Source organism: Xanthomonas sp. CPBF 426, from assembly GCF_903989465.1.
Taxonomy (GTDB): domain Bacteria; phylum Pseudomonadota; class Gammaproteobacteria; order Xanthomonadales; family Xanthomonadaceae; genus Xanthomonas; species Xanthomonas euroxanthea.
The window spans coordinates 2,082,955-2,096,565 of sequence record NZ_LR861805.1 but is presented as its reverse complement, the minus strand read 5'-3'; the positions used below and the strand labels follow the sequence as shown (position 1 = coordinate 2,096,565).

General features: G+C 66.1%; 15 protein-coding genes and 3 tRNA genes. 11 read left to right on the top strand and 7 right to left on the bottom strand.

Features of this window, described 5'->3' with window-relative positions; all coding sequences use genetic code 11:
• Positions 1-10: 10 nt before the first annotated feature.
• Entirely contained in the window at positions 11-529 is a 519-nt protein-coding gene (locus H7A87_RS09055) for a hypothetical protein (RefSeq protein ID WP_104582913.1), read from the bottom strand.
• Between the two features lie 16 nt (positions 530-545).
• The gene (gene dapA, locus H7A87_RS09050; protein ID WP_104648540.1) at positions 546-1,454 is read right to left on the bottom strand and encodes a 4-hydroxy-tetrahydrodipicolinate synthase; all 909 of its coding nucleotides are present in this window, start codon (positions 1,452-1,454) and stop codon (positions 546-548) included.
• Between the two features lie 92 nt (positions 1,455-1,546).
• On the opposite strand from dapA, the gene H7A87_RS09045 reads away from it, so the two are divergent.
• The 10 genes from H7A87_RS09045 (at position 1,547) to H7A87_RS09000 (ending at position 7,723) form a co-directional block, all read left to right on the top strand.
• Positions 1,547-2,173 (top strand): glycine cleavage system protein R, encoded by a 627-nt coding sequence (locus H7A87_RS09045; RefSeq protein WP_002813792.1) that lies wholly within the window; start codon positions 1,547-1,549, stop codon positions 2,171-2,173.
• Positions 2,174-2,186: 13 nt separating this feature from the next.
• Complete coding sequence (locus H7A87_RS09040; RefSeq protein ID WP_104582911.1) at positions 2,187-2,537, top strand: ribonuclease E inhibitor RraB; 351 nt, start codon at positions 2,187-2,189, stop codon at positions 2,535-2,537.
• A 37-nt stretch (positions 2,538-2,574) separates the two neighbouring features.
• Complete coding sequence (locus H7A87_RS09035) at positions 2,575-3,057, top strand: peroxiredoxin (protein ID WP_104582910.1); 483 nt, start codon at positions 2,575-2,577, stop codon at positions 3,055-3,057.
• Between the two features lie 82 nt (positions 3,058-3,139).
• Positions 3,140-4,537 carry a PhoH family protein gene (locus H7A87_RS09030; protein WP_104582909.1) on the top strand — a complete coding sequence of 466 codons (1,398 nt, stop codon included), beginning with the start codon at positions 3,140-3,142 and terminating at the stop codon, positions 4,535-4,537.
• Positions 4,537-5,019, top strand: a complete 483-nt coding sequence (locus tag H7A87_RS09025; protein WP_104648538.1) for a hypothetical protein — start codon at positions 4,537-4,539, stop codon at positions 5,017-5,019. Before H7A87_RS09030 ends, H7A87_RS09025 begins: the two co-directional genes overlap by 1 nt.
• 6 nt (positions 5,020-5,025) lie before the next feature.
• Positions 5,026-5,697 (top strand): YoaK family protein, encoded by a 672-nt coding sequence (locus H7A87_RS09020; protein ID WP_104582907.1) that lies wholly within the window; start codon positions 5,026-5,028, stop codon positions 5,695-5,697.
• 37 nt (positions 5,698-5,734) lie between these two features.
• Positions 5,735-6,544 (top strand): bifunctional hydroxymethylpyrimidine kinase/phosphomethylpyrimidine kinase, encoded by an 810-nt coding sequence (thiD, locus tag H7A87_RS09015; RefSeq protein WP_180496953.1) that lies wholly within the window; start codon positions 5,735-5,737, stop codon positions 6,542-6,544.
• A complete protein-coding gene (locus tag H7A87_RS09010) occupies positions 6,541-7,422 on the top strand; it encodes an alpha/beta fold hydrolase (protein WP_119128398.1) in 882 nt (293 codons plus the stop codon). Before thiD ends, H7A87_RS09010 begins: the two co-directional genes overlap by 4 nt.
• Before the next feature lie 40 nt (positions 7,423-7,462).
• A tRNA-Arg gene (locus tag H7A87_RS09005) sits at positions 7,463-7,539 on the top strand.
• Between the two features lie 107 nt (positions 7,540-7,646).
• A tRNA-Arg gene (locus H7A87_RS09000) sits at positions 7,647-7,723 on the top strand.
• A gap of 147 nt (positions 7,724-7,870) precedes the next feature.
• Here the strand turns inward: H7A87_RS09000 and H7A87_RS08995 are convergent.
• Positions 7,871-8,863, bottom strand: a complete 993-nt coding sequence (locus H7A87_RS08995) for a DedA family protein/thiosulfate sulfurtransferase GlpE (RefSeq protein WP_104648534.1) — start codon at positions 8,861-8,863, stop codon at positions 7,871-7,873.
• Positions 8,864-8,907: 44 nt separating this feature from the next.
• Positions 8,908-9,852, bottom strand: a complete 945-nt coding sequence (locus H7A87_RS08990; protein ID WP_119128397.1) for a LysR substrate-binding domain-containing protein — start codon at positions 9,850-9,852, stop codon at positions 8,908-8,910.
• 137 nt (positions 9,853-9,989) lie between these two features.
• Between H7A87_RS08990 and H7A87_RS08985 the strand changes: the two genes are divergently transcribed.
• Positions 9,990-10,691, top strand: a complete 702-nt coding sequence (locus tag H7A87_RS08985; RefSeq protein WP_104582902.1) for a pirin family protein — start codon at positions 9,990-9,992, stop codon at positions 10,689-10,691.
• A gap of 197 nt (positions 10,692-10,888) precedes the next feature.
• Here the strand turns inward: H7A87_RS08985 and H7A87_RS08980 are convergent, their stop codons facing one another.
• The 3 genes from H7A87_RS08980 to csrA form a co-directional block, all read right to left on the bottom strand.
• The gene (locus H7A87_RS08980) at positions 10,889-12,853 is read right to left on the bottom strand and encodes a PAS domain-containing methyl-accepting chemotaxis protein (protein WP_232087972.1); all 1,965 of its coding nucleotides are present in this window, start codon (positions 12,851-12,853) and stop codon (positions 10,889-10,891) included.
• A gap of 234 nt (positions 12,854-13,087) precedes the next feature.
• Positions 13,088-13,180: transfer RNA gene (locus H7A87_RS08975), tRNA-Ser, on the bottom strand.
• Positions 13,181-13,263: 83 nt separating this feature from the next.
• Positions 13,264-13,476, bottom strand: a complete 213-nt coding sequence (csrA, locus tag H7A87_RS08970) for a carbon storage regulator CsrA (RefSeq protein WP_003481884.1) — start codon at positions 13,474-13,476, stop codon at positions 13,264-13,266.
• Between the last annotated feature and the right edge of the window lie 135 nt (positions 13,477-13,611).

Below are 13,611 nucleotides of genomic sequence, written 5' to 3'. Positions count from 1 at the left end.
TGCAGCGGCCTCAGCCGCCCAGCTTGCCCTTCAACGCAGTGATCACCGCCACCGGCGCTGCCGCGGTGGCCGGCATGCCGCGCGGATCCACTGCCGACACGTAGCTACCGGCGTCGACCTTCACAACGCGCACCAGGAAGCTGGACCCTTCGTAGCTCACGTCATAGGAACCGAGCATCTGCGCCTTGCTGGCGATGGTCAGGCCGGGAATGTCGGCCAGTGCCGCACCGACCTTGGCGAACACCTCGTCGCGCTCGCCCGGCACGGTGAAGCCGCTGTTGGCGCTGGCAGACGGCGGCGCCGAGGTGTTCTGCTGCGCGGTCGAAGCCAGCGTCGGCACCTTCATCGCGCCGGAGGTATCGGGCAGGTTCAGATCCGGCGGCACTTCCAGCGGACGGGCTTCCGGGGCCAGCGCGTAGTCACCGCGTGCGCCCTTGTGGAACCAGCTGCAACCGCTCGTGGCGGCGACGGTGGCGGTCGCCAGCAACGCGAGCGAGAGCACGCGGACGGGGGAAACGGAATGACGCATCGATAGATCTCCTGGGTCAGGCCGCGAGCATTTCGCGGCTGGAAAGCGCTTCCAACGCAACAGCGTCGGCGGCAAGGCGGTCGGCGGCAGGCTGGTGCGCCGCAGAAAGGGGCAGTAACGGCAAACGCAGGCCGTGCCCGATCCCGGCGCGCTGCAGCAGCGCCTTGACCGGGATGGGATTGGATTCGATGCCGCAGAAACTGTGGTACTCGCTCAGGCGTGCGTCCCACGTGGTGGCCGCCTCGCGCTGGCCGTCGCGGGCCAGGTCGCACAGGCGCCGATAGGCCGACGGCAAGGCGTTGGACGCCACCGAAACCAACCCGTCGGCGCCGGACAGCATCGCCTGCGCGGCGCTGCCGTCATCACCGCTGAGCACCACGAAGGACTCGCTGCGCAGCGCCACCAGCGCGGCCACGCGCTCCGGCTCGCTGCGCGCTTCCTTGATGCCGACGATGTTCGGATGCCCGACCAGCGCGGCAACCGTCTCCGGCAACAGGTCGCATCCGGTGCGGCCAGGCACGTTGTACAGCACCACCGGCAACCCGCCGTTGTCGGCAACCGCCAGGAAATGCGCCTGCAGGCCGGCCTGGGTCGGACGCACGTACGGCGGCGTCACCACCAGCGCGTACTGCGCACCCAGCGCAGCGGCGCGGCGCGTCTGCGCGATGGTCTTGGCGGTGCCCGACAGGCCGGTGCCGGCCAGCACCGGCACGCGGCCGGCCACCTGCGCGACGGCGGCACGCAACAAGGTGTCGTACTCCTCGTCGCTCAATGCGGCGGCCTCGCCGGTGGAACCGGCGACGACGATTCCCTGCACGCCGCCGTGCAGTTGCTGTTCCAGCAACCGCCGCCAGGCATCCAGGTCGAGTGCGCCGTCCGGACCGAAAGGGGTCGCCAGCGCGGTGATGATGCCGGAAAGGGACAAGATTCTGCTGCTCTTACGTGACAGGAAAGGCCCGCGCGCACGCGGGTTGTGGCCGCCTGCATGTTACTTGCGGCGCGAAACCACGGGCAAGTATGCTGGTCACCGCCAGGGCGCCTGCCCGGGCGGCCATTCAGCCTGATGCAATGCCGGAAGCCCCTTTGACCGACTCGACTCCCCGGCCCTCGCCGACCGAAAACCACCTCCTGATCAACGCCTACACGACGCATCCGGAGTCCCCCCTGTTGCCCGTCACCCGCCGCATCGCCGATAGCGGCTGCAATCTCGTGGACGCCCGCCTGGCCACGGTGGGGCGCGATGTCTCGGTCACCGCCCTGGCCACCGGCTCCTGGGACTCGGTCGCCAAGCTGGAGGCCATGCTGACCCGCCTCGAGCGCGAGGAAGGCCTGAAGCTGGTGTGGTACCGCACCGGCCCCAAGCAGACCCAGTCCAACCTGCTGCCCTACATCGTCGAAGTCATCGCCGCCGACAAGCCGGGCATCCTGTTCCAGCTGGCCGATTTCTTCGACCGCCAGGGCATCACCATCGAGAACCTGCAGAGCACGCGCTACCGCGCCATGCAGACCGGCGCGGAGATGTTCTCTGCGCAGGTGACGATCGGCGTGCCGGCCAACATGCACATCGCCGCACTGCGCGATGATTTCCTGGAATTCTGTGATCACCTCAATCTCGACGCGATCATGGACCCGATGAAGTTCTGAGGCAGACGTCCCGATGGCCATTGCCCTTTCCGCACTGAAACAGATGTTCGAGCACATCCGCTCCGAGACCGACTGGAATCTCGACGGGCCGTTGCGCTGGGAATATTTCTTCGCCGACCCGGCGCAGCAACCGCTGCAACAGCTCGCCGCGCAACTGACCCAGGACGGCTATCGCGTCATCGACATCTTCCTCGGCGAACGCGACGAAGACGATGGCGACGACGAGGAGTCCTACTTCCTGCATGTGGACAAGCTGGAACAGCACACCATCGAGTCGCTGAATCAGCGCAATGCGCAGTTCGACGCGCTTGCCAAACGTTTCCACGTGGCTGCTTATGATGGGATGGACGTCGGCCCGGCATGACCGCGCCGCACGCCCCTCCACTTTGGGCTGAGCAACGATGACCGACGCTGTACTTGACCTCCCCGCCGCAAGCCTGGACCTGCCACTGTCGCTGTCCGGTGGCATTCAGACCACCTTGCGCGGCTACGCCGGCAAATGGCTGGTGCTGTACTTCTACCCGAAGGACAGCACACCCGGCTGCACCACTGAAGGCCTGGATTTCAATGCGCTGCTGCCGCAGTTCACGCAGGCCGGCGCGGTCGTGTTGGGCGTGTCGCGCGACTCGGTGAAGTCGCACGACAATTTCTGCGCCAAGCAGGGCTTTGCCTTCCCGCTGGTCAGCGATGGCGATCAGGCGCTATGCCGCGCCTTCGACGTGATCAAGGAAAAGAACATGTACGGCAAGCAGGTGCTCGGTATCGAGCGCAGCACCTTCCTGCTGTCGCCCGAAGGGGTGGTGGTGCAGGCCTGGCGCAAGGTCAAGGTGGCCGGCCACGCCGACGCCGTGCTGGCCGCGTTGAAGGCGCACGCCAGACAGTGACGCCCCCTGGTTTCCCGTGTCCTCCATCACCCTGCCCCGCAGGCGTGATGGCTCGCCCCTGTTCCATCACTTGGAAGACCCAATGACCCGAGGCAAGCGCATCTACGTGCTGGACACCAACGTGCTGATGCACGATCCCACCGCGCTGTTCAAATTCGAGGAACACGATGTGTTCCTGCCGATGCAGGTGATCGAGGAACTGGACAACGCCAAGAAGGGCACGTCCGAAGTCAGCCGGAATGCGCGCCAGGTCAGCCGCTTCCTGGACGAATTGCTGGAGAACACCAACGCCGAGCAGATCCAGGCCGGCATCCTGCTCAGCCATCCGCAGGGCATCCAGCTCAAGGGCCAGGCCGCGATCGGCCGGCTGTATTTCCAGATCCATCCGATCGACCCGGGCCGCACCTTCGGCGCGATGATTCCGGACAACAAGATCCTGGCATCGGTGCTGGCGCTGTGCGAGGAGAATCCGGATGTACCGGTCATCCTGGTGTCCAAGGACATCAACCTGCGCATCAAGGCCTACATCAGCGGCCTGAATGCCGAGGACTACCAGAACGATCGCGCGCTGGACGATTTCAGCCTGCTGTTCACCGGCGCCATCGAGCTGCCGGAAAACTTCTGGGAAAAGCACAACCAGGACCTGCGCAGCTGGAACGAGCGTGGCCGCACCCATTACGAGATCGTGCTGGCCGACGACGAGGACTGGTATCCGAACCAGTACCTGTATCTGCCGGGCGAGGACGAAGTGGAACTGCGCGTGGCCAAGGTCGGCGGCGGCAAGGCCACGCTGTGCCTGGTCGACGATTTCCGCAGCGGCCAGCACGCGGTGTGGGGCATCGTGGCGCGCAACCGCGAGCAGAACTTCGCGCTCAATGCCTTGATGGACCCGGAGATCGATTTCGTCACCCTGCTCGGCACCGCCGGTACCGGCAAGACCTTGCTCGCCCTGGCCGCCGGCCTGGCGCAGACGATGGATCAGCAGCGTTACCGCGAAATCATCATGACCCGCGCCACCGTCAGCGTCGGCGAAGACATCGGCTTTCTGCCCGGCACCGAAGAGGAAAAGATGACCCCGTGGATGGGCGCACTGACCGACAACCTGGAAGTGCTCACCCACAACCAGGAAGGCGGCTCGTGGGGCCGCGCGGCCACCAACGACCTGCTCGCCAGCCGCATCAAGATCCGCTCGATGAACTTCATGCGCGGGCGCACCTTCCTGTCGCGCTACCTGATCCTGGACGAAGCGCAGAACCTCACGCCCAAGCAGATGAAGACGCTGATCACCCGTGCCGGCCCCGGCACCAAGATCGTGTGCCTGGGCAATGTCGAACAGATCGATACGCCCTACCTCACCGAGACCACCTCGGGCCTGACCTATGCGGTGGACCGCTTCAAGGCCTGGCCGCACAGCGCGCATATCACGCTGCGTCGTGGCGAGCGGTCGCGCCTGGCCGACTTCGCCTCGGAGGTGCTGTGATGCACCTGCTGCGCGGCGCGGCGGCGTTCACCGTCCTGGCACTTGCCGGCTGCGCGACCACGCCGCCTCCGGCCAGCGTGCCCACCAACCTCAAGAGCGGGCAATCCTGGGTCATCACCCGCCAGAGCGTCGCCGAGCAGGTGCTGGACACCTGCTCGCGCGACAGCCCGGCGCGTCATCCTGGCCAGATCACCGGCTACTGGACACCGAGCCAGCAGCAGATCGAGCAGCTCGAATCCAGGCAGGATGCCTTGACCCCGACCATCCCCGAGCCACGTGATTTCGACCGCCAGTACGTCGGCGTGGTGATCCAGGGCCAGCAGCTGATCTACATCAACGCCTTCAGGCTGCCGAACGATCCGCCAGTGAAACCGGCCAGGGACGCGATCCGGGTGTGCGATGGCGGCAGTGCGTTCTGGGGCGCGTTGTACGACCCGCAAACCGGCGCGTTTTCGCAGATCGCCATCAACGGCACGCCCTGACCGGCGATGGGCCTGTTGCTGCCGCGCTGGGTCTGGATCGGCGCGGTCGCGTTGTCGGGTGTGGCCGGCATGGTCAACGTGGTCGGCTACCTGGGTTCCGAACACCAGGTGGTCAGCCACCTCACCGGCACCACCAGCCTGCTCGGCGTGGCCCTGGTGCAGGACAGCGCACCGGAGATCGGCTTCCTGTGGGGCATCCTGATCGCCTTCTGCGCAGGCGCCATGCTCAGCGGCCTGATCATCCAGGACGATGTCCTGCGGCTCGGACAGCGCTACGGCGCGGCGCTGCTGCTCGAAGCGCTGCTGTTGCTGGCCGCGATTCCGCTGTTCAAGCTGCATCACGTCGGCGGCGCGCTGGTCGCCGCAGGCGCCTGCGGGCTGCAGAACGCCATGGCCACCACCCTCAGTGGCGCCGCGGTGCGCACCACGCACCTGAGCGGCATGTTCACCGACCTGGGCATCGGCCTGGGGCACCTGCTGCGCGGGCGCCCGCTGCAGGTGCGCCGGCTCACGCTGAGCGGGTTGATCATCAGCGGCTTTCTCGCCGGCAGCGTGCTCGGCACCTGGCTGTTCCAGCGCTGGCACTACGACGCGCTCTACCTGCCAGCCGGCCTCACCGGATTGACCGGTGCCGGCTACATTGCCTACCTGCAATGGCGTCGCTGGCGTACGCAATGATCCGCACTTCCGCCAGGCGGCAGTGCAGAATCCCCCCATGACCACGTCCAGCACGCTGTCCGCCCTGACCATCGCCGGCTCCGATTCCGGCGGTGGTGCCGGCATCCAGGCCGACCTCAAGACCTTCGCCGCGCACCGCGTGCACGGCTTGTCGGCGATCGCTGCATTGACCGCGCAGAACACCCGCGCCGTCACTGCCGTGCATATCCCGCCGGTCGCGTTCCTGCGGGCGCAGATCGATGCCTGCTTTGCCGACTTCCAGATCCAGGCGGTCAAGCTCGGCATGCTCGCCAATGCCGAGGTCATCCATTGCGTGGCCGATCTGCTTGAAAGACATCGCCCGCCCTTCGTGGTGCTCGACCCGGTGATGGTGTCCACCAGCGGCGCCCGCCTGCTCGAAGACGCCGCGCTGGAGGCGCTGCGCACGCGCCTGCTGCCGCTGGCCACGCTGATCACGCCGAATACGCCCGAAGCCGAGCTGCTGACCGGCCGACGCATCGACGATGCCGATGCCGCCGAGCACGCCACCGCCGCACTGCTCGACCTCGGCGCCAACGCAGTGCTGCTCAAGGGCGGTCACCTGCACGAGGGCACGCGCGTGATCGACCGCTTCGATGACGGCGTCACCCAGGACGTGTTCATGCATCCGCGCCTGCAGGTCGATGCGCACGGCACCGGCTGCAGCCTGTCGGCGGCCATTGCCGCGCAGGTGTGCCAGGGCCTGTCCCTGCTCAATGCCTGCGAAGCGGCCATCGACTACGTCGCGCGCGCCATCCGCCTCGGCCACAGCCCCGGTCACGGCGAGGTGCTGGTCCTGGACCATTTCGGTGCCGCGCCCAGCCCATGAGCGTGCACGCCAGCACGCTCACCGTCACCGCCGTGGATGGACATGCCTGGCAGGTGCCGCGCCACGCCCCGGCGCGGCCGATCGCCAGCCTGCTGTGGCTGCCGGCACTCGGGGTCGCCGCGCGACACTACCAGCCGTTCGCGCATGCACTGGCCGGCACCGGCATTGCGGTGTACCTGCACGAATGGCGCGGCAATGGCAGCAGCACCCTGCGCCCCTCGCGCCAGCACGACTGGGGCTATCGCACGCTGCTTGCCGACGATATTCCCGCCAGCAGGGCGCTGCTCGACCTGCATGACCCGCAGCTGCCGTGCGTGCTCGGCGGTCACAGCCTCGGCGGCCAACTGGCCTGCTGCCATGCCGCGTTGCAGCCTGCACGGATTGCGCAGCTGTGGCTGGTCGGCAGCGGCTCGCCGTACTGGCGCAATTTCCCGGTGCCGATGCGCTACGGCCTGCCGCTGATCTTCCGACTGTTGCCATGGCTGGCACGTACCCAGGGCGTGCTGCATGGACGAACGCTCGGTTTCGGCGGAACCGAGGCGCGCAGCCTGATCGCCGATTGGGCGCAGGTCGGTCGCAGCAATCGTTATCGTGCGGCCGGCACGTCATGGAATCTCGAACAGGCGCTGGGCCAACTGCGCACGCCGATCAGCGCAGTGACCTTCGCACGCGACCGCTTCGGCCCGCCCGGCGCCTTACAGGCCTTGCTGCAGAAAATGCCGCAGGCACCTGCCGAGCGCATCGCCCTGGACGATGCGCAACTGGGCGCGCGTAGCGATCATTTTGCGTGGATGAAGACGCCTGCTGCCGTTGCCGCTGCGCTGCGGCGGCAGCTTGGCGATGCGGGCAGCGACGATCGACTTTCACAAAGGGATTGACGAGCACTCCAGGCATCCGCATAATTCCGCTCCTGACGACGCGCCCGTAGCTCAGTTGGATAGAGTACCTGGCTACGAACCAGGCGGTCGGGAGTTCGAATCTCTCCGGGCGCACCATCTTCAGAACAACGAGAGACAGCCTTCAAACGCTGTCTTTTTAGTTAAAAGGTCTTATCGCACTGCGATGGATCTGCAAGTCGAAACGCAAGTCAAAACAAGATAATGCGCCCGTAGCTCAGTTGGATAGAGTACCTGGCTACGAACCAGGCGGTCGGGAGTTCGAATCTCTCCGGGCGCACCAATCTTGAAGAAAACGACCAGCTTGCTGGTCTTTTTTTTTGCCTGCCGTTCGAGGACGAATCGTGGCTGCGCCGTTACGACGCAGCGAACGCCAAGCAAGACACGCGAAAGGCCAGCATGCGCGCGGCAAGTCACCGCATCACGGCGATCAGGCCATCGCATCCAGCGCATCGGCCCCGGCCACCACCACGACCGGCAGCAGCGAGGTCACCGGATGCCCGGCGTCGCGCCAGGCATCCAGCCCACCCAACAGCGGCCGCACGTCGCGATATCCGCGCTCGCGCATCCGAGCGGCCAGCCACGCCGCCGACACCTCGTCCGGACACGCGCAATAGATCACCACGCTGCGATCGCGCGGCACGCTGGCAAGGATCTGCGCCAGCTGACGCTCGTCGGCAAACACCGCGCCGGGAATCGTGTACGGCTGCAGATCGCGATGGCCCGGCGCCCGGATATCCAGCACCGTCGGCCGCAGCGCTTCGTCGCCATCGAGCAGCGGCACCAGCTCCTCCACGGCGATCCGCGCATGCTCCAGCGAACGCAGCAGGGCATGCCGGCGCCACCAGCGCCAGCCGACGTAGCAGGCCAGCGACACGGCCACGACGACGATCGCACCGGACCCCAGGTCGGACAGCAACGCCAGCACGTCCTGCACCTGCTGCGCGAACAGCGCGCCCAGGCCCAGGCCGACCAATGCCCACAGCGACGCACCCAGGGCGTCGTAGCGCAGGAACGCCGCCGGGCGCACCCGCATCGCACCGGCCATCGGCACCGAGACCATCGACAGACCGGGCACGAACTTGGCCACCGCCAACACCCGCACACCCCAGCGCGAGAAGAACCGCTCGGTCTTTTTCATGCAGGTATCGCGCGACAACGACAGCCGGCACAGCGACTGCAAGGTACGATTACCGAAACGGCGGCCGGCCAGATACCAGGCCAGGTCGCCGAGCAGGCTCGCCAGCACCGACACCGCCAAGGCCGTCAGTCCGGCCAGCCAGGCATCCTCCCCGCCCTGCAGCGCGTAGCCGGCCCCGACCAGCACCAGGGTCGGCAGCGCCGGCACCGGCAGGCCCAGCGACAACGCCAGTACGTTGGCAAAGACCAGCGCCAATCCGTACTGTTCGATCAAGCCCTGCATGCGGCGCCCCTGCGCGACGGCGAGGGCCCATTATCCGCCCTTCTTCACGCGCGCGACTGCCCGGCGGCGACGGAACGATACGTTTCGGCAAGCGACTGCAACCAGCCATCGAACAGCCCATCGCTGCGCAATGCGCGCCGCCACCAGCCCAGCGCCTCGCCCTCCTCGCCCGGCCGCCAGGACAGGTAGAACGTTTCGTCGGGTTTGCGGGTTTCCACCTGCAGCTCGCACAGCAGGCCATCCTGCAGCGCGCCGCGCGCATATGGCTCGGGCAGAAAGCCGTAGCCAGCGCCGGCCAGCTGCAGCTGCAGCTTGGTCTGCATGTCCGGCACGGTGAGCACATCGCGCGCGGACAGCAGGCCGACCGTGCGTGGCAGCAGACGCCGTGCCGAATCGGCCACCGCGATCGCACGATGTTCGGCCAGTTCGGCCGCACCCAGCGTGCCGGCGCCGGCCAGTGGATGCGTGAAGGCCACCGCGAACACAAAGCCCAGCGTCCCGATCGCCTCGGCGACGTAGCCACCACCGCTCGGGCCCTCGCCCGCCGCGACGATCAGGTCCACGCGCCGATCCAGCAGCGCCTCCCAACTGCCGGACAAGGATTCGCTCACCACGCGCAGGCGCGTGCTGTCGGCCACCGTGTAGAAGTCCAGGATCTGCGCCTGCAGCAAGGCGACCGGCAGGATCGCGTCCAGCCCGATCGCAAAGTCCGACTCCCAGCCCGACGCCACCCGCCGTACCCGCACCTCCAGCTCCTGCGCGGCGCGCAGCAGCTGCCGCCCTTCGCGCAGCAGCTCACGCCCCGCCTGCGTGGGCGTGGCCTTCGGTCCAACCCGCTCGAACAACTGCACGCCCAGGTCGTCCTCCAGCTTGGAGACCGTGTAGGAAATCGTCGACGGCACCTTGAACATCACCTTGGCCGCCGCGGTGAACGAACCGCGGCGGTCGATCGCGTCCAGGATCTGCAGCGCTTCCAGGCTGATGTTCATCGTTCGATTTTTTCGATGGTAGTTGCCAAATCTACTCGCTTTTCGTTACCGATGCGCAGGCCCAGACTACGCATCAAGCCGCTGGGACACCGATTTCCCCTTCCCGGCGACACTCGAACCTTTCAAGGAGAAGCAGCATGTTGACTGTCCGCAAGAGCGAAACCCGTGGCCGCGCCGAACATGGCTGGCTGTCCTCGCGCCATACGTTCTCCTTCGCCAGCTACCACGACCCGCGCCACATGGGCATCGGCCCGCTGCGGGTGATCAACGAAGACAAGGTGACGCCGGGCGAAGGCTTCGGCACCCATGCCCACCGCGACATGGAGATCATCTCCTACGTCCTGGGTGGCGCGCTGGAGCACAAGGACAGCATGGGCACCGGCTCGGTGCTGCACTACGGCGACGTGCAGCGCATGAGCGCCGGCAGCGGCGTCACCCACAGCGAGTTCAACCACTCGGCCAGCGAGCCGGTGCACTTCCTGCAGATCTGGGTGATGCCCGAACGCAACGGCATCGAGCCCAGCTACGAGGAGAAGCATTTCGATGCCGACAGCAAGCGCAACCAGCTGCGCCTGATCGCCTCGCCCGGTGGCGAGCACGGCTCGCTGCGGCTGCACCAGGATGCACGCCTGTATGCCTCCATCCTCGATGGCCAGGTGCGCCTGCAACAGCCGCTGGCCGATGGCCGCATCGGCTACGTGCAGGTGGCGCGCGGCAGCCTGAGCGTCAATGGCCAGGCACTGTCGGCCGGCGACGCGCTGCAGATCACCGGCGAGCCGGAGATCGTGCTGGCCGATGCACGCGATGCGGAAGTGCTGGTGTTCGACCTGCCGCAGTAAACGGCGCCAGCCCGGCATGCAGCGTGCTGCAGACAATGCGGCACGCTGCGCGCTGGAGACTTGTCGACAGCACAAAGCCCGCTTCCGGCGGGCTTTTTTGTGCTCAGGCGATCAGCCTGCAAGGCACCGGCGATGCCGCTGCCATGCATGGCGCCATGCATCGATGCCGCCGCGCATCAGCACATCCCTGCGCGGGATCACGCGGCCTGCGGCTTGGCGAGCGGCTTGATCGGGGCCTCGCTGCGCACAGCCGCCGCCCCGGTGTCGCGATCACCGTCGCCATCGCCATTGACCAAGGCAAACAGCGCATCGGCATCGGCTTCCAGCACACGCGCCGAACGCGCCAGGTCGTCGACCATCTGCGCCTGGTCACGCGCCTGCACACCGATCGATTGCAGCGCGGTATTGGCGGTGGAAATGTCCCGCGCCTGCTCCTGGCTGGCAGCGGCAATCTGCTCCACGGTCGCGGTGACGCGCAGCACCGAGCCGACCATGTCCTGCATCACCACACCGGCCTGCTCGGCCAGGCGCGAACCATCGCCCACCTGGTCGGTCGCATTGTCGATCAAGCCACGAATCTCCTTCGCCGAGACGCTGCAGCGCTGCGCCAGGCTACGCACCTCGGTCGCCACCACGGCAAATCCACGGCCCTGCTCGCCAGCACGTGCCGCTTCCACGGCGGCATTCAAGGCCAGGATATTGGTCTGGAACGCAATGCCGTCGATCACCTCGATGATCTGGCCGATACGATCGGTCGCCGAGCGGATGCCGGCCGTGGTCTTGACCATGTCGGCGATGACGGTGGCGCCACGTCGCGCAACATCGGCCGATGCTTCGGCCATGCGCTGGGCCGAATTGGCGCTGTCGGAATTGGTGCGGACGGTCTCTGCCAGTTGGTCGATGGTGGTCGAGGTCTGCGCCACCGCTGCCGACTGCGCGGACGAGCGGCTCACCAGCTCCTGATTGCTGACCGAAATATGGTGTGCCTCGCGCTGCACGTTCTGCGCGATGCTCAGTGTCTGCTGCATCAACTGCCCCATGCGCTCGGCAGAGCGCACCTGGTCGGTGACATCGGTGGCGTACTTGACCACCTTGTACGGCCGCCCGGACACGTCCAGGATCGGATTGTAAGACGCCTGGATCCATACCGAACTGCCATCCTTGTGCAGCCGACGGTAGCGGCCCGCATCGAACTGGCCACGCGCCAGCTTTGTCCAGAAATGCCCGTAGTCTTCGGAGGCGCCGTAGCTTGCGTCGACGAAGATGCGGTGATGCTGGCCGATCGCTTCCTCGGCGGAGTACCCCAAAATGGCCAGGAAGTTGTCGTTGGCGGTCAGCACACGCCCTTCCAGATCGAACTCGATCACGCCCATGACCTTGTCGATGGCCTGGATGCGGCCATCGGCATCGGCCGAATCGATCACCTGACGGGTCACGTCGGTGGCGTACTTGACCACCTTGTACGGCCGCCCGTGCTCGTCCAGCACCGGGTTGTAGGACGCCTGGATCCACACCTCCCGACCGTCCTTGCCGATGCGCTTGTAGCGGCCCGCGTCGAACGCGCCGCGCCCAAGCTTGTCCCAGAACGCGCGATAGGCCGCCGACTGACGCGTTTGCGCGTCCACGAACATGCCGTGATGCTTGCCGCGGATCTCATCGAGCCGGTAGCCCATGGCCGCAAGGAAATTCTCGTTGGCATCGAGCACCGTGCCGTCCAGCGAAAACTCGATGACCGCCATGACCTTGTCGATCGCATCGATGCGGCCTTCGAAATCGGCGGTCTGGCGCACCTGCGCAGTGATGTCGGTGGCGTACTTGACCACCCGATAGGCCTTGCCCGCACGATCCAGCAACGGGTTGTAGGAGGCGTTGATCCATACCTCGCGCCCCTGCTTGTCCAGGCGACAGAACCGCCCGGCGTTGAAGTCGCCGCGGCGCAGCGCCTGCCAGAACTGCCGGTAGCTTTCGCTGTCGCGGTCGGCAGGGGTCACGAACATGCGGTGATGCTGACCGACGACTTCGTCCAGCCGGTAGCCCATCAGTGACAGGAAATTCTGGTTCACATGCAGGATGCGGCCATCCAGATCGAACTCGATCACCGCCATCACCCGGTCCACGGCATCGGCCTTGTGCTGCAGCCCACGGCTCCGGGAAGAAAACAGGCGTCCAAGCAGCGGCGGTAGGCGCATCGGGTTGAGATCCGAAAGAGGTGTCACAGCCTTAGCGACCCATGCCCGGGTTACTTGAATCGCTGCCTACGGCACGTTTGTGGCAATTCAGACGCTGCCGCCGGTGCGGCTGCCGGCGTTGCGCCGGCGCCTGCCTGCAATCGCCACCACCACGTCCACACAAATGAAAACGCCCGCAAATCATGGATTTGCGGGCGTTCAAAACACTGGCGGAGCGAGAGGGATTCGAACCCTCGATAGAGCTTTTGACCCTATACTCCCTTAGCAGGGGAGCCCCTTCAGCCGCTCGGGCATCGCTCCAGTTTTTGCGTCCTGCCGCGGTGTCCGTTGCAGGCCGCGAAGAATACCGGGTAAGAGGGGCTAACGTAAACCCTTTATGACGATCAATTCGAAGAATCGTCGCCGTGATGCGCACCGGAAGCGACCGGCTCATCCCCACGCTGGATCCGCTGATAGATTTCTTCGCGGTGTACAGCAACATCTTTCGGTGCGGTGATGCCGATGCGCACCTGATTACCCTTGACGCCGAGTACGGTCACAGTGACCGAGTCGCCGATCATCAAGGTTTCGCCTACCCGGCGAGTGAGGATCAACATTTTGCAAATCTCCTGGAACCGGTGGGCTTCCCACCAGCATCGGCGGCCGATTGATAAGGCCCGCCCTAGGTAAAGGGAATAGACCGGAAATGGTAGCGGGACACCCTGCCAACCAGCAAGGCATACCAGCACAAG